This is a genomic window from Agromyces sp. Soil535 (assembly GCF_001428255.1).
Lineage (GTDB): Bacteria > Actinomycetota > Actinomycetes > Actinomycetales > Microbacteriaceae > Agromyces.
In genome coordinates this window covers 36,293-53,012 of the sequence record NZ_LMRW01000006.1, presented here as the reverse complement: position 1 = coordinate 53,012, position 16,720 = coordinate 36,293, and the positions used below count along the sequence as shown (strand labels likewise).

At 66.0% G+C, this 16,720-nt stretch carries 16 protein-coding genes and 1 pseudogene; 13 read left to right on the top strand and 4 right to left on the bottom strand.

Annotated features, from left to right (window positions below; genetic code table 11):
* From ASG80_RS07095 to ASG80_RS22845, 3 genes and pseudogenes are all read left to right on the top strand, one after another.
* A complete protein-coding gene (locus ASG80_RS07095; protein WP_082589875.1) occupies positions 1-984 on the top strand; it encodes a carbohydrate ABC transporter permease in 984 nt (327 codons plus the stop codon).
* Positions 974-1,942 carry a carbohydrate ABC transporter permease gene (locus ASG80_RS07090; protein WP_082589873.1) on the top strand — a complete coding sequence of 323 codons (969 nt, stop codon included), beginning with the start codon at positions 974-976 and terminating at the stop codon, positions 1,940-1,942. Before ASG80_RS07095 ends, ASG80_RS07090 begins: the two co-directional genes overlap by 11 nt.
* 103 nt (positions 1,943-2,045) lie before the next feature.
* Positions 2,046-2,373, top strand: a pseudogene (locus ASG80_RS22845) (alpha-amylase family glycosyl hydrolase); the annotation flags it as partial.
* A gap of 7 nt (positions 2,374-2,380) precedes the next feature.
* On the opposite strand, the gene ASG80_RS07085 reads toward ASG80_RS22845, so the two are convergent.
* Positions 2,381-2,857: a nitroreductase/quinone reductase family protein gene (locus ASG80_RS07085; protein ID WP_235508221.1), complete on the bottom strand. Its 477-nt coding sequence runs from the start codon at positions 2,855-2,857 to the stop codon at positions 2,381-2,383.
* Between the two features lie 128 nt (positions 2,858-2,985).
* On the opposite strand from ASG80_RS07085, the gene ASG80_RS07080 reads away from it, so the two are divergent.
* The 7 genes from ASG80_RS07080 to ASG80_RS07050 all read left to right on the top strand — a co-directional run bounded on the left by ASG80_RS07080 (position 2,986) and on the right by ASG80_RS07050 (position 11,844).
* Positions 2,986-4,020 (top strand): ATPase, T2SS/T4P/T4SS family, encoded by a 1,035-nt coding sequence (locus ASG80_RS07080; RefSeq protein ID WP_082589871.1) that lies wholly within the window; start codon positions 2,986-2,988, stop codon positions 4,018-4,020.
* Positions 4,021-4,139: 119 nt separating this feature from the next.
* Positions 4,140-5,186, top strand: a complete 1,047-nt coding sequence (locus ASG80_RS07075; protein ID WP_235508220.1) for a tyrosine-type recombinase/integrase — start codon at positions 4,140-4,142, stop codon at positions 5,184-5,186.
* Positions 5,187-7,493 (top strand): tyrosine-type recombinase/integrase, encoded by a 2,307-nt coding sequence (locus ASG80_RS07070; RefSeq protein ID WP_056729473.1) that lies wholly within the window; start codon positions 5,187-5,189, stop codon positions 7,491-7,493.
* Positions 7,483-7,887 (top strand): DUF6262 family protein, encoded by a 405-nt coding sequence (locus ASG80_RS07065; protein WP_056729472.1) that lies wholly within the window; start codon positions 7,483-7,485, stop codon positions 7,885-7,887. The genes ASG80_RS07070 and ASG80_RS07065 overlap by 11 nt, the downstream gene beginning before the upstream one ends.
* Before the next feature lie 720 nt (positions 7,888-8,607).
* Positions 8,608-9,954 (top strand): DUF1254 domain-containing protein, encoded by a 1,347-nt coding sequence (locus ASG80_RS07060; protein ID WP_056729471.1) that lies wholly within the window; start codon positions 8,608-8,610, stop codon positions 9,952-9,954.
* A 251-nt stretch (positions 9,955-10,205) separates the two neighbouring features.
* Positions 10,206-10,601, top strand: coding sequence for a hypothetical protein (locus tag ASG80_RS07055; protein ID WP_056729470.1), 396 nt, complete (start codon positions 10,206-10,208; stop codon positions 10,599-10,601).
* A gap of 325 nt (positions 10,602-10,926) precedes the next feature.
* Positions 10,927-11,844: an NADP-dependent oxidoreductase gene (locus tag ASG80_RS07050; RefSeq protein WP_056729469.1), complete on the top strand. Its 918-nt coding sequence runs from the start codon at positions 10,927-10,929 to the stop codon at positions 11,842-11,844.
* 273 nt (positions 11,845-12,117) lie between these two features.
* On the opposite strand, the gene ASG80_RS23455 is transcribed toward ASG80_RS07050, so the two are convergent.
* Entirely contained in the window at positions 12,118-12,369 is a 252-nt protein-coding gene (locus ASG80_RS23455; protein WP_156401702.1) for a hypothetical protein, read from the bottom strand.
* Between the two features lie 84 nt (positions 12,370-12,453).
* On the opposite strand from ASG80_RS23455, the gene ASG80_RS07045 reads away from it, so the two are divergent.
* Both ASG80_RS07045 and ASG80_RS07040 read left to right on the top strand, forming a co-directional pair.
* Positions 12,454-13,533: a hypothetical protein gene (locus ASG80_RS07045; RefSeq protein WP_056729468.1), complete on the top strand. Its 1,080-nt coding sequence runs from the start codon at positions 12,454-12,456 to the stop codon at positions 13,531-13,533.
* A gap of 189 nt (positions 13,534-13,722) precedes the next feature.
* Positions 13,723-14,628 carry a hypothetical protein gene (locus tag ASG80_RS07040; protein WP_156401701.1) on the top strand — a complete coding sequence of 302 codons (906 nt, stop codon included), beginning with the start codon at positions 13,723-13,725 and terminating at the stop codon, positions 14,626-14,628.
* Between the two features lie 177 nt (positions 14,629-14,805).
* Here the strand turns inward: ASG80_RS07040 and ASG80_RS07035 are convergent, their stop codons facing one another.
* Both ASG80_RS07035 and ASG80_RS07030 read right to left on the bottom strand, forming a co-directional pair.
* Positions 14,806-15,063 (bottom strand): DUF4190 domain-containing protein, encoded by a 258-nt coding sequence (locus ASG80_RS07035; RefSeq protein ID WP_056729466.1) that lies wholly within the window; start codon positions 15,061-15,063, stop codon positions 14,806-14,808.
* Positions 15,064-15,470: 407 nt separating this feature from the next.
* The gene (locus ASG80_RS07030; protein WP_056729465.1) at positions 15,471-15,818 is read right to left on the bottom strand and encodes a hypothetical protein; all 348 of its coding nucleotides are present in this window, start codon (positions 15,816-15,818) and stop codon (positions 15,471-15,473) included.
* Positions 15,819-16,221: 403 nt separating this feature from the next.
* Here ASG80_RS07030 and ASG80_RS22840 point away from each other — a divergent pair, with 403 nt between their 5' ends.
* The gene (locus tag ASG80_RS22840; RefSeq protein WP_082589869.1) at positions 16,222-16,461 is read left to right on the top strand and encodes a DUF2188 domain-containing protein; all 240 of its coding nucleotides are present in this window, start codon (positions 16,222-16,224) and stop codon (positions 16,459-16,461) included.
* The last annotated feature ends 259 nt before the right edge of the window (positions 16,462-16,720 follow it).

The following is a 16,720-nucleotide window of genomic DNA, read 5'->3' as shown; positions in this document are numbered from 1 at the left end:
ATGACGACGACACGCCCGACGACCCGAGGGGCATCCGCGGATGCCCCTCGGGGTGCGGCGACGGATGCCCCGCCCCCGTCGACCTCGAAGCGCGCCGGTCGTCTCTGGACGATGGCCCGGCGAGACGCCCTCACCGGCTACCTCTTCATCTCGCCGCAGCTCATCGGCGTGCTCGTCTTCGTGCTCATCCCGGTGGGTCTCGCGATCTACTACAGCCTCAACGACTGGAACATCTTCACCGGCGAGCTGCAGTTCGTCGGCGGCGACCATTACGCCGCGCTCCTCGAAGACCCGCAGTTGCCGAGCGTGCTCGGCGCCACGGCGATCTTCTCGGGCGGCGTGGTCGCGCTGAACATCGCGCTCGGCCTCGCGCTCGCCGTGATGCTGAACCGCCGATTCCGCGGGGTGACGCTGTTCCGCACCCTGTTCTTCTCGCCGGTCGTGGTCTCGGTCGTGGCGTGGACGCTCGTCTGGGGCTTCCTCCTCCAGGACAACGGCGGCATCAACGGCTTCCTCGCACAGTTCGGTGTCGTCGGCCCGAACTGGCTGCAGGAGGGGCCGACAGCGATGGCGGCCGTCATCGTCACCCAGGTCGTGCGCAGCGTCGGCATCAACATGGTGCTCTTCCTCTCGGCACTGCAGGGCGTGCCGGGCGAGCTCTACGAGGCGGCGCGCATCGACGGCGCCCGCAACAGCACGATGTTCACGCGCATCACCCTGCCGCTCATCTCGCCGACGCTGCTGCTCACGGCGATCATCACGATCGTCGGCGCGCTGCAGGCGTTCGCCCAGATCGCCGTGCTCACGCAGGGCGGGCCGGGACTCTCGACCACGGTGCTCGTCTACTACGTGTTCCAGCAGGCGTTCGACTTCAACAACATCGGCTACGGCTCGACCCTCGCTCTCATGCTCCTGACCTTCGTGATGCTGCTCACCGTGCTCCAGTGGCAGCTCCGCAGAAAGTGGGTGTTCTATGAAGACTGACACCGCTCCTCCGACGTCAGGCACATCGCGCGTGACGTCCGGCGCCGCGGGCACCGCCGGCGCAACCGGCGTGAGGGCCAGCCCGCCGCCGACCGGCGTGACGCAACGAAAGGTACCGCGCCCCGGCGCCGCCGTCGTACGTCGGGTCATCCTGTACGTCGCCCTCATCGTGCTCGCAGCGCCCTTCGTGGTGCCGACGGTGTGGATGATCGCCTCGTCGTTCAAGCCGCTCAGCGAGATCTTCGCCTCGCCGCCGACGATCTTCACGGACTCGCCGACGTGGGCGGCCTACGCCGAGGCGTTCACGTTCCAGCCGTTCGCGCAGCAGTACTTCAACAGCGTCTACATCGCCGTGCTCGTCACGCTCATCACGATGCTGGTCTCGAGCCTCGCGGGCTACGCCTTCGCACGCATCCGCTTCCCGGGGCGGAACCTGCTGTTCCTCGTGGTGCTCATCGGGCTGCTCGTGCCCGGCGAGGTCACGATCGTGCCGCTCTTCCAGATGTTCAAGCAGGTCGGGCTCATCAACACGCACTGGCCGCTCATCCTCGTCACGGCGCTCGCGGCGCCGTGCGTGCTCGCGACGTTCGTGATGCGGCAGTTCTTCATCTCGCTGCCCGGCGAGCTCGAAGAGGCGGCCCGGCTCGACGGCCTCGGCCGCGTGGGCATCTGGTGGCGCATCTTCCTGCCGCTCGCGAAGCCTGCGCTCTCCGCGGTGGCGATCCTCACCTTCCTCGCGTCGTGGAACCTCTACCTCGAGCCGACCGTTTACCTCACTTCGCCCGAGCTGTTCACCCTGCCGCAGGCGCTCACCCGCTATACCGACGCCTACGGCGGCGAGATGTGGAACACCCAGCTCGCGGCCGCGACCATGACGGTGGTGCCCGTGCTCGTGGTGTTCCTCATCGCACAGAAGCAGTTCGTCGAGGGCCTCGCGCACTCGGGCCTGAAGGGGTGAGCGGATGCCTCACCCGACCGCAATCGCCGACGCCCGGGTCGGCGCGCCCGACGTGCACGAGCCGATGACCGCCGAATAGTCGCGCACCGCCGTGGTCTACGAGGACTACCGCGACATCGACCCCGCGTTCGGCACGCAGGCGCATGCGGAGCGGCTGATCGCCGAGGCGCGGGAGCGGGGCATCCGCACGATCATCGATGTTGTGTCGAACCACGTGTCGGATCGCCATCCGTGGTTCACGGAGGCGCTTGCCGCCGAGCCGGGGTCGGAGGCGCAAGCGGTTCTGGTTTCACCCGGGCGCGGGCCCCGACGGCGACGGCCTGCCGACGCGCTGGAAGAACAACTTCGCGGGCGACGTGTGGACGAGAACGACCACGCCCGACGGCGAGCCGGGCGAGTGGTACCTGCACATCTTCGCCGCAGAGCAGCCCGGCGAGGTCAGAGCACCGGATCAGGCCGTGGCTCCAGGATCACCACTGCGGTCTCGGACGACCGCAGAGCGGCGAAGTCGTCGAGCCCCGTGTCGATCTCGCGCCACGTGGACCACAAACGCGATCGTTCGTCTCCCCGCGCAGCGCGGGCATGCACGAGGCGCGTGCCGTCGGGGACGACCACTTTCGCATCCGGATGGGCCTGCAGATTGAGCCACCATGCCGGCTCGGGGTCTGCCCAGCCGTTCATGGCCATGGTGACGAGGTTCGGACCGTCTTCGAAGTAGCCTAGGATCACACCGCGTTCGCGGCCGCTTCGCCGCCCGGTGGTGGTCAGATGGATCGTGCCGTAGTCCTTGGGTTTCGGGCGCCGGAGCCCGACTCGTCCGCCGGTGACGCGGTACAAGCCGCGGTGTACACGCCAAGCCACGCGCACGAACCAGCGAGGAGGAAGAATCATGCGTCGCTCGCGTGTGCTCGACACGGGGAGGAGTCTAGTCGTCGGCGACGATTCCTCGACAGTCCCGCACGCTGCCCACCGTGTTCGTCGCGGCATCCACAGCTGTGGATAAGTCCACGGCGTGGCATCCGCGGCACTCCAGTATTGAGGCCATGACCGACCCCGTGCGCACGATCGCCGACCGCGTGCGCACGAGGGTGTTGCGCGAGGGGGTCGACCTCGCAGCCGATGGCTCGGTGGCCGCGCGGTACGCGCACGAGGAGATCCGCCGCTACAGCGAGCGCGCTCTCGGCGGCGCCCACGCCCAGCTCGGCGACGAGGCGGGCACCGCACGCGACGTGCTCGCCGCGATCACCGGCTACGGGCTGCTCCAGCCGTACTTCGACGACCCGACGGTCGAGGAGATCTGGATCAACGCCCCCACGCGCGTGTTCGTCGCCCGCGACGGCGTTGCCGAGCTTACGACGGTCGTGCTCTCCGACCGCGAGGTCCGTGAGCTCGTCGAGCGGATGCTGCAGCACTCCGGTCGGCGCGTCGACCTCTCCTCGCCCTTCGTCGACGCGTCGCTGCCCGACGGCTCGCGACTGCACGTCGCCATCCCCGATGTCACGCGTGCGCACTGGGCGGTGAACATCCGAAAGTTCCAGCGCAGCATCCGCTCGCTCGCCCAGCTCGTCGAGCTCGGCTCGGTCACCCGGCAGGCAGCGGAGTTCCTGCGCATGAGCGTGCTCGCGGGCGCGAACATCCTCGTGTCCGGCGCGACGCACACGGGCAAGACGACGATGCTGAATGCGCTCATGTCGGCGGCGCGCGTCGACGATCGCGTCGTCACGGTCGAGGAGACGTTCGAACTCAACCTCGACGTGCGTGACCTGGTGTCGATGCAGTGCCGGCAGCCAAGCCTCGAGGGCACGGGGGAGATCACACTGCGCCGTCTCATCAAGGAGGCCCTGCGCATGCGGCCCGACAGGCTGATCGTGGGCGAGGTGCGCGAGGCCGAGAGCCTCGACCTGCTCATCGCGCTGAACTCGGGGTTGCCCGGCATGTCCACGATCCACGCGAACACCGCGCAGGACGCCCTCGTGAAGCTCTGCACGCTTCCGCTCCTGGCTGGGCTTATCTGGTGCAGTATCACTTGTGTCAACGACGAGATCAACGCACGGAATGGTGTCGCTCTCGCTGCGTGATTGACAGTCAACGTGGCTGTCATCGACGTGAGGGTGGTGGTCAAGTGCCGGTGCAGGCGTTGGTCTCTGGTGTGTCCGGGCGAAGGTCGTTTACTCTTCTCGGGCTCGACGATCGCCCGGTGGACCCGGCGGAGTCGTTCCTAGCGCACCTGGATCATCTGAACTATTCGCCGAACACTGTCAAGGCTTACGCTCACGACCTCCAGGATCTGTTCGCGTGGCTCGGTGACGGCGACCTGGATTGGCGGTCGCTGCAGCTTCGCGACATCGGGGAATGGGTTGCATGGCTGCGGGTTCCCCGGCACCTGCGCAACTCGGGGATTCCGGTTCTCCCGGGGGTCGGTAGCGCGGTTTCGGAGCGAACATTGCAGCGCAAGCTGGCGGCTGCCTCGGCATTCTACGAATTCCACAGCCGCTCGGATCCTGGGGTGGAGCTGACGTTGTCGCAGTGGTCTTCGGGATCGCGTCGCGGCGGCTTCAAGGGCTTCCTCGCACACGCGGAGCGCGGCGCCGCGCGGCGGGAGATCCGGCTGCGGGCGGCGCTTGCCCCGCTTCCTCAGGTCGTTATCCGTGACGACCTGAATCGGCTGCTCGACTCCTGCACACGGTTGAGAGACCGGTTCCTGTTGACGGTGTTGTTCGAGACTGGGATGCGGGTGGGAGAGCTGCTGGGGCTTCGGCATAGCGACTTGAGCATGGTTCGACAGGCGGTAGACATCGAGCCGCGGCAGAACGCTAACGGGGCACGGGTGAAGGGCTGGAAGCCGCGGAGTGTGCCGGTGAACCCGGAGTTGTTCTCGATGTACGCCGCGTACATGGACGACGAGTACGGCCTGGTCGACTCCGATTACGTCTTCGTGAACCTGTGGGCTGGGCCGCGCGGGCACGCGTTGCAGTACTCGAGCGTCCGATCGCTGGTGCTGCGGTTGCGCCGGGCGACCGGGCTGAGCGGCTTCACCCCGCACCATCTGCGGCACACATATGCGACCGAGCTGATTCGCCGCGGAGCTGATTGGGCGGTCGTGCAGAAGCTGCTGGGCCACGCGAGTATTCAGACCACGTTGGGCACGTATGGCCACCTGACCGCCGCGGACGCCCGGGACGCGCTGATCGCCGCCGGATGGTTCGATAAGGCCTGGGCGAACATCAATGAGGAGGAGCTGTAGATGAGTATGCCCGAGAGGATGCTGACGCCCGTGGATGCGGCGATGGCCGCTCTGGCCGCTGCGGTCCGACCCGAGTACCGGACACCGCTGTTGGTCCCGCCCCCGGGCAACAGGCTGTTCAAATTCGGGCACTGCGACATCCCGGGCTGTGCCCAGACGGCGTGGTCGCGTCGCAATATGTGTGGAGCGCACTCACTGAGGTGGTTCCACGCACAACAAGCCGGGGCCGTGTGGGAGGAATGGGTCACGACCGCCTCGCCACACACTGCACCCCGGCCGTGCCTCGTGCAGGGCTGCGAGTACGGCAGATCCGGACACGGTCTGTGCGCCCGGCACGTGAAACGCTGGCGCACTGAGCGCCCGGATGCGCAGGCCGCGGAGTGGGCGGCGATGATTTCCCCGATTCACGTGGCCGATCCGCCGCTCACGTGCACGATCCCGCGATGCGAGGTGTGGCGGCACGGCAACCTGCCGTTCTGCTCGTCCGATCAGAAACGGTGGGACGGTTTCCGTAAATCCCGCCCGGACGCCACGCTCGAGGATTTCGTGGGGTATGTGGAGCGCACGAGCATCCCGGTCCTCAACCTGAGCAATCTGCCGCCACGACTTGCGCTGGAGGTTCAGTACGTCTTCCAGTCCTGGGTGGATCGCGGCACGAAGCGCACGGACCTCTATGGGTGGAACATCGCAATGCGGGCGTTGCGCGAGGCGGATGAAACGAGCATTCTCGACGTGCCTGCCTCCGAGTGGGTCAGCCGCATCGGAACCGCCAGTGGGCGGGCTACCGGGATCAACAACTACGCGGCAATGTTCTTCAGGTGGGGCTGGAACGAGCTCGATGTTCTGCTGAATGGGATGGGCTGGGACCGCGAGTATCCGCGCGACGAGTGGCGGCTCGCCTACATCGGGTATCCCGAGTACCCGAAGCGGACACTCGACTTCGTGCCGATCAGGCAGCCGTGGCTGCGCGAGCTCGCCAAGCGGTGGCTGCGCCACCGGCTGGCCCTCGGGATCTCGGTCACGACCACGGGGTTGGACATGATGGCGTTGCAGCACTTGAGCTCGTGCCTGGAGGCGGGCTCCACGCCGCCGGCTTCCGCGGCGGAGTTCGGCCGCGGGCATATCGAGGCGTGGATGGCGCAAGCGGCGATCCGGTTCCCGGTCGACCGCACTCGCACGGCTGTCCTGTACGCGATCCGCACTTTCCTGCGCACCATTCACCAGTTCCAGTGGGCGCCGGAGCTGCCAGCCTCGACTATGTTGCACGGCGACGACGTCCCGCGCGACACCCGGCACATGCCGGGGCGCGCGATTAGTGAGTTTGTGATGGCGCAGATTGAAACGCCCGAGAGCCTCGCCACAATGCGCGATCCCGCCTACCGGGTAATCCTCGAGCTGATGATCCGCTGCGGCCTGCGCGCCGGGGACGCCGTGCACCTGGGTCTGGAATGCCTGGTTCAGGACGACGAGGGCAACCCGTACCTGCATTACCTCAACCACAAGATGAAACGCGACGCCTACGCCCCCGTCGACGACGAGCTCGCCGAGCGGCTTCGCCAGCAGCGCCGCGAGGTGGAAGACCGGTACTCGGGTGGCACCGCGACGAAGATGTTCCCCGGCCGCACGGCGAACATCGACGGCACGCGGGCGACGACCGCCGGCGGGTTCCGGCACGCGGTCCAGGAATGGCTCGGCCAGCTCGCCTTGACCGACGAGCACGGCCAGCCGGTGCGGGTAACCCCACATCAGTTCCGGCACACCTTCGGCACACGGCTGATCAACAACGACGTGCCTCAGCACATCGTCCAGCAGTTGATGGATCACTCGTCCCCGGAGATGACCAGCCACTATGCCCGCCTACACGACAGGACGGTGCGACGCGCGTGGGAGAAGGCGCGAAAGATCAACGCCGAGGGAAACGAGGTCGAGCTCGACGGCAGTCATCCACTGGCGGCGGCGCAGTGGCTTCGCACCGGGATCGCCCGGGCGAAGCAGACACTACCCAATGGCTACTGCGGCATGCCGGTTCAGAGCGACTGCGCGCACGCGAACCCGTGCCTGACCTGCCCCCTGTTCATCACCACTCCGGAGTTCCTGCCCCAGCACGAGACCCAGCTGCGCACGACGCTGACGCTCATAGAGAAGTCCGAGGCCGCCGGCCACGCACGGATCGCAGAGAAGAACCGCCAGATCGCCGGCAACCTCACCAGGATCATTGACGCTTGCAAGAGCTGCGCACCGGCACAGATCGTGGTCGGGGGACAGCCCACAACGGACGAGCAGGAGCGCCCAGCGCATGCGAGCTGACAACAGGCAACACGTCCTCGAGGCTGCCGCCAGGCGGGGTGAGCAGGCCCGCGCTCGTGTCATCGCGGTCATCAACCAGGCAAACCAAGACGGTCAATGTCTGAGCATCACCCAGCTGGCGCGCGCCGCGTCGGTTTCTCGCGCTTACATCTACTCCCAGCGCGACCTGATCACGGCCGCGCGGAGCCTGCAGCAGAAGAACACGGGCCGCCCTGCAGGAACCCCGACCGACCAACGGGCAAGCGCAGCCTCGCTGCTGACCCGCATCGAGGCGCTGACCACGCGCAACAAGAAGCTCCAAGACGAGAATCGCCAACTACGGCGAAGGCTGGAGATCGCATACGGCCAATTGCGCAGCGAGAACGCGACCGGAAGCAGGAAGGTGCCTCCGTGAGCGCTACTCCTGAGTGATGGCCTGGGCAACCGCTCCGCAGTCAGCTGCGGTCCTTCAGCTCGAGCTTGAGCCCGAGGGCCTGAGCAATCCGTGCTTGCGATGACCCGGCGCGAAACGATCGCACCGCCACCGCCGGGTTCTGCGACCAGAGCTGGGGACTCGTGCTCGCCGGCGGGCCGGCATTGTGGAGACGCTCGTTAGCCGATCGTCTATCGTGTCGATGGCTCGCAGGGTCGGGGCCCATCGCGCGTCGAGCCGTGCTGCCCAGGGTACTGCCATGACCCCGGAACGAAGCCGGCGGTCCACTTCGGCCACGGACACCCATACGGCTGCCGCGACTTCAGTGGGGTCCTTCTCTGAACCGTGCGCGGGGTATGAGATATCCGCTCCTGCGTTCCTTCGTTGAGCTGTATCGTTCAGCGCCCCGTCACCGGGCGCCGGCTGCGGGCGGGTCATGCGGGAAGCATGGCACCGAGAGTTCTCACGTCGACGCCGGACAGAGGCCGCGGTGCGCCGCGGGACCGTGTTGCGGACTGCACCACCCGGCATACAGAGTTTCGTTCCGCGAGTCGCATGCCGCGAGTAGTCTGAGCGCCAGCGGTGGGGGGGTCTGCCCCGGGTTTGCGTTCCGGCGGTGCGGCGGATCAGGTGGCAGATGGAACGGACCCGCATCGCGTCTCTGAACGTTGAGAACCCTCTTCAAACGAACGGAAGCGAGCTATGAAGTCCCAACGTGAGCTCAGTGAAGAGCAGGCTGCCGAGGTCGGTGCGGAGGTCTATGTCTACGGCTACGCGTTGGTGACGTTGGAAATGACCCGGCGGGTGACGACGAACACGACCGAGCCCGCCGGTATGCGCGCGCCGATGGGACAGTTCGCCCATGCGCGGGAATTTCCTCCCGTGACGTACCGGGACGTGCCGGGCGCCAATGCCGACACGCTGTACTCCGTGGCGTGGCTGGATCTCGGCAAAGAACCCTACATACTCGACATTCCAGACGCTGAGGGCCGCTACTTCGTGATGGGGCTGCTGGACGGCTGGAGCCAGGTGTTTCAAGCCCCCGGCACTCGCTCGACGGGCACCGGGCGCCAGACGTACGCCATCACCGGCCCGAACTGGACGGGTGACCTGCCCGCGGGAGTCATCCAGTACCGATCGGCCACCAACCTGGTCTGGATCCTTGGCCGCATCTACACCACCGGCACGCCGGAGGACTACGAAAGGGTGCACGCCTTCCAGGACGGGGTCGCCTTGGTTCCGCTGAGTGCCTACGGCGGCGAGTTCACTCCGCCCAGGGGCGAAGTCAACTCCGACATCGACATGACGACCTCGACGACAACGCAAGTCATGAACATGGATGCCGCGGCGTACTTCAAGCTCTTGGCGAGTCTTCTGAAGCACAATCCGCCGACGACGACCGATGCCCCGATGGTCGCCAAGATGGCGCAGATCGGGCTTGTGCCGGGCGAGGACTGGGACGTCAGCGCGCTCGACCCGACCGTCGCCAAGGGACTGGCGCAGGCACCCCAAACCGCCCTGACAGCGATGAAGGCCCATGCGCCGAACGCGGGAAGAATCCGGAACGGCTGGGTGACCTCGTTCCCCACCGGGGTCTACGGCACCGACTACCTGCACAGGGCGCTCCTCAACTGGCAGGGCCCGGGCTGGAATCGACCCGAGGATGCTGTTTACCCGTTGACCAGGGTGGACGCCGACGGGAACGCGCTGAACGGCGCCAACACCTACGTGCTCCACTTCGCCAGCGGGCAGCTGCCGCCAGTCAACGGCTTCTGGTCGCTGACCATGTACGACAGCGAAGGCTTCTTCGTGCCCAACCCGCTGGACCGAGTCAACCTGAGCCAGCGAGACGACTTCACCTTCAACGACGACGGCTCCCTCGACCTCCACATACAGCACGACTCACCCGGCAAGGACAATGAGGCCAACTGGCTGCCGTCCCCCAGCGGCCCTTTCGCGCTCTTCCTGCGGCTCTACTGGCCGAAGGACGACGCCCCGTCGATCCTCGACGGGTCTTGGATGCCTCCCGCAGTGCGAGTCGCAAATTAGTCCCCGGTGGTGCCCTGCACCTTCGGCCTGGTAGGTAGACACTCCTCAGCCTGCCCGATCCCGGCCGGTAACGATCCGCGGCGCCCCTTCTCCGTGCCACCTGCATGGAATATCCCGCACGCTGCGAGGGTCGATGCGCGTCCGTACGACGATGGCTTGTGGGATCACTTCGGGCTGTCGCCCTCCACCGTCTGCACCATGCACGCGCTACATTTCTGTATCCGCACGCGTGACGTTCAGCTGGGGGCCAAATGAAGTTCGAGGTGACCTACGCGATGCAACAACGACCGTCGCAGACCACGTGGGCAAGCGGGTTAATGGCCGCAGGCGGTGGCTTCTTCTTGATTCCGCTCATGGGCACACTCGTCTTCGGCGCGATCGGGAACCTCGCGCCGGGCTCGCTGTCGTTGCTTCTCATAATCACCGCCGTCGGCATAGCTCAAGTGAGCATTGCCCTGGGCGCGTGGCACGGGATGGTGTGGCCGCGATGGACCGCTCTGCTCGTCATTGCAGCGAACGTCGTTGGCTTGGTGGCCGGCTACGTATTCCTCGCTCTGGGCGTGTTGGTTGTGGGCTCCGCCACCATCTTGTTGTGGCGCCCCGCCGCACGTCGTTGGTCAGCCGAGGTGACGCAAGCGCGCCGGTGACTTGACCCGAGTTACGTCGTCGCCCGCTGAGGCATCGGTCGGCGGGCACCGGGGGATTCAGTGGGTACCGGGGGATACCGTCCCGCGGTGGCGATGAGCTGCTTGGCCGGGCACCGACCCGCCGAACGCCGTCCATGAAGGCGCGAGGCTAAACGGCGAACGTTCGCAGGTGTCCGATGGCCCCATTGAGAGACGTTTCCAGCGGAGACGTCACGCATCCCCCTGATTGGAGTCGATATTACATTTCGTCCTCGGTAGGAATGAGTCAGGACCGTGCGGCCGTGCCGGCGGCTCCCCAAGCGGACTGGATACAAGGAGGTGCCGGATGAAGGCGATTGTGGTAACTGATCAGGCTGCGGGAACGGCCGGGATGACGCTGATGGAGCTGCCCGAGCCGAAACCGGCGATCAACGACGTCGTTGTTCAAGTTCATGCGTCGGGATTCGTCCCGACTGAGCTGACATGGCCCTCGACCTGGACCGATCGCCTCGACCGCGACCGAACACCGTCGATCCCTGGGCACGAGCTGGCCGGAGTGGTCACCGCCCTCGGCTATGGCACGACGGGGCTCTCGGTGGGACAGCGGGTATTCGGCCTCACGGACTGGACACGAGACGGCACCCTGGCGGAGTACGCGGCCGTCGAGGCACGCAACCTCGCGCCGCTGCCGGGCGACGTCGACTTCACCGTGGGCGCGAGCCTGCCGATCTCGGGCCTGACCGCGTGGCAGGGACTGTTCGAGCACGGCCGTCTTCAGGCGGGGCAGAGTGTCCTCGTGCACGGCGCGGCCGGCGCAGTCGGGTCGATGGTGACGCAACTCGCACGAGAGGCCGGCGCCTACGTCATCGGCACCGGACGCGCCACCGACCGTCAGAGGGCGCTCGACTTCGGGGCGCAGGAGTTCATCGACCTCGAGAACGACGTCCTCGAAGACGTCGGCGAAGTCGATCTGGTCTTCGATGTCATCGGCGGCGACATCGGGAAGAGGTCCGCAAGCCTGATTCGAGCCGGAGGAACACTGGTGACCGTCGTCGGACCGCCCGAGGCGCGGCCCGCCGACGGCCTGGCGGTCGACTTCGTTGTCGAGTCCGATCGTGCCCAACTGAGTGAGATCGTCCAGCGGGTGCGGGACGGACGACTGCGGACGAACATCGGTAACGTTTCGACCCTCGACGACGCCGTCGCCGCCTTCAACCCGACAGAGCGACGCACGGGGAAGACGATCATCCGCGTTCGTCCGTGAGGACGCGGGGACAGGAGCCGGTCCTGCGCCCCTTGTGGATCGGCGTCAAACGCGCGGCCACGTCGGGCAACCTGCCCGACGGCGACGCCGCCGACGCAGACACCGCATCCGCGGTCGCAGGTCCGATAACGGAAGGCCGCGTATGCATGAAAGGGATCGCGCAACGCAACAACTGGCCTGCTCGTCGCCCCGGCGGGTCCGTGTTCCGGGCTCGGCAATCGTTGGCGGTCTCAGCCGGTCAAAGCACCGCGTGTTCGGCCAGGGTGGCGCCGGTCAGTCTGCGTCTGCCGGGTAGGCGCCCGGAGGGAGTGCACGGGTGGATTGGTCCACGACCTCCACGACATGAGAGGCATCGAATGGCACATGCTCATGGCCGAGCGCACGAGTGACTCGACCGGCCGAGACGAGCACGTCGTTGACCTGCATGCCATTCGCTAGCACCAAACCCACGCGATGTACTCCCATTCGGAACTCGTACATTCCGCGCACCTCCGCGGCGATCGCGGGCGGCAGTTGCTCGCTCATGAGGTTGATGATCGCACAGCGTATTGCTCTAGGCACCGCCCAACCCGGTGAGGGATCCGCATCTGGGAGCGCACGTCTCGATCCGTGCTCGAGCGCCTCGACTGCGACCGCGGAACCGGCTGGTGCTTCCGCCACGTCCTTCGGGACGATACGTTCTTCGACATGCCACGTCTTCCGTCGCTCGTCGCTGCGGCGGCCGCCGCGTTGTTCTTGGCGGCATGCGCCAGTTCGCCGGTCGCCGGCGAACCGGCGACGACGCCAGTTGCACTCGGTGCAACCGCGGCGGCAACCCTGGCACCCGGCGAGCAACCGTCATTCGCGTTCGCGGGTGACTGCGATTCCATGGTCACTGAAGCGGAGATCGAAGACCTGGTCGGTGCGGACGTGACTCCGCTGTCTGTCCAATCCAGCGGGCGCGCCTCGGCCGTCGAGGTGTTGGGCGGGCTCGCCTGCGGATGGGGCGGTGGCGACTATGCGTGGTACGTCGCCTTGACCGTGATCCCTGCAGAAGGCCTCGAGGCCGCGATCGCAGAGTACTCGTACCCGGGCGGCCAGCCCTATTGTTGGGGCCAGAACGACGTCGGCACGGAGGGAGCGTGCTATTTCGGCCGAGTGGTCGCCGGGTACTGGCTTGCCGGGGTCTTCCAGGTCGAGAGAGGCACCGGCCTCTTCCCGACTGACAGCATCGACGGGCTCGCAGCGATCGTCGAGGAGCGAGCGACCGATCATCCGGCGACGCCGGTCGCCTTTCCTGCCGGCATGTGGAAACCGATGCAGTGCGGGGCTCTCAGTGCCGGCGTGGCGGAGAAATACCCCGGCGAAAGCGGGGCCGTTTCCGGAACCACACTCACGGGCTTGGTCGGTCCCGGTGTGCCTGCCGCCACCGTGACCGTGGGCGAGTTGCGCTGCAACTGGTCGAACTCGCATCGCTTCGTGACGGAGCTCATGCCCGGGGCGGGCTGGGCGATCGACAGGCTGACCGACACGGCACCGATCGTGGTCGACGGCGCCGTCGCGGCGGTCGTGCAACAGGAGGATGATGGCTCCGCGCGCATCACGGCCACCGACGGCGTGAACCTCGCTTGGATCACGGCGCCGGAGGGAGTCTCAGAAGTCGAGGCCGCCGCGTTCCTGGCAGCCGTGATGCAGGCTGCCGCTGGCTGAAACCCGGGGCGTCATCGAGCCACTACCTGCGAACCGATGATCCAGAGGCGGCGCCCGCATCGGGATCCGCTTGCGGACTCCGCGCAGATGCGAACTCAAGGCCAAGGGCTGTCGCTCTGGCCTTGAGGCGAGCCAAGCCCGACTGGCATTGGGACTTTCCGGATGACCGAGACCCAGTAGCGTTCACACGTGGCCGAGTTTCAGTTTGGATCCGAATCGATCCCACAAATGCACGCTTCCGCGTTGTTTCAAACTCTCGAAGATCTCGCTGTTATTTCATCGTTGGGCGCGGGCACAATCCTGTACGACCGACGTTTCGACCACGACAGCGGCTTGTCCGAGAATCTTCGCGCTGTAGCGATTGCGACGTCGCTGGGCGTCAAGAGCATCGATAAAGTCCGAAGAGATTACGAAGATCACCAGTTCAAAAGCCACGATACCGCGCAGCCTGCGCGGTCCAGGTATGTGCACGCGTATCGCGTGGCGCAGCGGCATGTGGAGGATTCACTCGATTCGCTCGAGACCAACCCGGACGCTTCCCTGACTCTCGGGATGTACGCGGGAGCCGTCGCGCTCCAGCGACTCAAGTTCTCAATGTTCGCCGCGCACTTGTTGTACCAGCTTCGGCTGCGTTACGAGGCTGACTCGGTAGCTCGCCACGTGCTCGAGCAAATCGCCTGGGCGGTCGCAGTCGCGGGTTTCACCCAGGACGATCAGATGGCGCGGGTCCAGCCTCAAAAGACCATCGGGAAGCTCACCGCACTCTGCCCTGAGGCAGGGCCGCTTTACGGTGCCCTAAGCGATGCGACCCACGCCGGCATGACCTACCACCTGGCTGTCTTCGAGACGAACGAGAACGAGCGCGGCATCATTCGCCACGGTCTCACCGACTGGACCGGGTCAGCAGCGACCATCTTGACGCTCGCGGACCTGTGGGTAGTCGCGCACGAATACACCCAGGGTGACCACTTGAAGAGGATCGTTTCCACTGACCGCGACGCGGGTTATCGACCAACAGAAAACCGACCCTTCCTCACCGCCGCCCGTGCGATCGTTCAAGAGATCATCGCGCTTGAAGCCAACCCACCCGACTGACTGCGTGACGACAACGGTGCGCGAACTCGGTCGGTTGCGTATCGGGAGGTCGCACAGCTCCAGTTGCGTCGAGCGCAAGCGGATCCCCCTGCGGCAGGAGGATCGGAACCCAAGCGCATCTTGTTTGACACCGTGGGCTTGACACGATGAAGGCCGCTCAGCTGTTTCTGATCGCAATTACAGTGCGCTGATCGTATTGCTGACGATCACCGACACCGCTCCGATTGCTCCTGCGACGATGCCCAGAATGGCGATGAGTCGGTACGTGCGCTGATTGCCTGCCCGACGCACGCCGACCATGGCGATGATGCCCAGCACGATTGCGATCGCCGACACCAGCAAGTACGGATTGAAGAAGATGCTCACCGCACCGAGGACGAGAGCGGCGATCGGCAGCCACACCTTCGCGTCGAGAGCGGACGACGGTTCGGTCACAACGCGCCTCGATTCGTAAGTTGGCCAAGCTTAGCGGTCGGGGCACGCGAGGCATAAGTGGGCGCGTTGACTCATCAGAAACCTCCGCGTGCTGCGGGTCGTTGCCCCGCGCCGGAGGTATTGACATGAGGCAACAGGGTGGAATTCGCGAGGCCAGCTGCGCCGCCAGAAATGCGACCAGGCGCAGTCTGGGTGGAGCAGCCGTGGGGATCCGCATCCGGGCATGGCGCGAAAGGGGGCCAACGCGTGCGAACGCGATCCTGTCGCGGTGCAGTGAGCCCGCCAGGGTGTCGGCCTCCTGTGCGTCGTCCGCGGCCGCTGCGGTCTGCGCGCGCACGAGTGCGCGAGCGTGCGGCCGGTCGACGATCACTCCGACGACTAGGTCGGTCCACGCAACGTGCGCCCCGCTACACGCCGTGCAGTTCGCCGACGAGCGTGATGATCAGAGACGTGTGCTGTGTTGTATCGGGCGCGAAGACACGCGCTGTGGGAGTGCTTCCGGCTTCGTAATAGAGGCTAACCGGCGCGGTCACATTGCCGAGGTCGGGGTGGGTCTTCGTCACGAAGTACGACACTCCGTTGCCTTCCAGGACGATGGTGTCGTGGGTCCGGCCGAGCTGGGCCGAAACACTCGTGATCAGCAGACGCTTGCCGGCGGGAACCGTCGGAAACGTGAACTGGCATTGGCCGCCTGGGCACGTCGCCGAATCGCCGACGACGGCTTTGGCCTGGTACGGCTCGACTGACTGGCTCATATCGCAGAGCCTATTCCCGCGGCTCGTTGCGCCGAAAGGCGGACTTCTGAATGCGATGCGGCAAAGCGGCGGAATCCCGAGTGACGATGTCTTCGAACATGGTCTGCGTGTCATCATCGACGGCACCACCAACGCGCTATAGGACGCTGGCGCACCTCGACAGTGACGACTGCCACGACTGTCCCACAGATCGATCCGGTTGTGGGAACGGCGCGGTGAGTAACAGGTTCGAGCCTCGATACTCACTTGCGCTGGATGTGCTGACGACCAGTCGGCCGCGTCAATCGAGCCTTGTACGCGGCAGCTCGCTGAGTGGTTGCCGGTACCGAGCGTGTCGACTGTGAGTTGTTTCACAACTCGTGGGACCAATTGCGGGACGGAACTCCGCGAGAGGAGGTGAGACATGAGCAACAACAACGACCGACACGTGGTACCTAACTCCGATGGCGGGTGGGATGTTGTGAAGCCAGGGGCGACCCGTGCTTCATCACACCACGACACTCAGGCGGATGCGATAGACCGCGGCCGCGACATTGTGCGCAATGCGGGCGGTGGTGAGCTGGACATTCACGGCAGGAATGGCCAGATCCGCGCCAAGGACACGATCCCCAAGGGGAACGATCCTCGCAACATCAAGGGCTAACGAGCTCTAGAGGTCGGCCGGCACGGGGAAGAGTCGGCCGGCCTCGTTGGTCACCCCGTTAGGATGGCGTCATCCAGATTCCCCGGCCGCACGGGTACAGCACAGTGAGATGCGCGGGCATCCCCCACCGCCGGGCCAGGATCGAGCGCCAACCGGTGCTCGTCGAGGACCTCATCCAGCTCCGGTAGCTCGACAACAGTTGCGCTCTCACGGTCATCCGCCATACGGCAATGATCCCCGACAGCGGTTCGAACCTTAG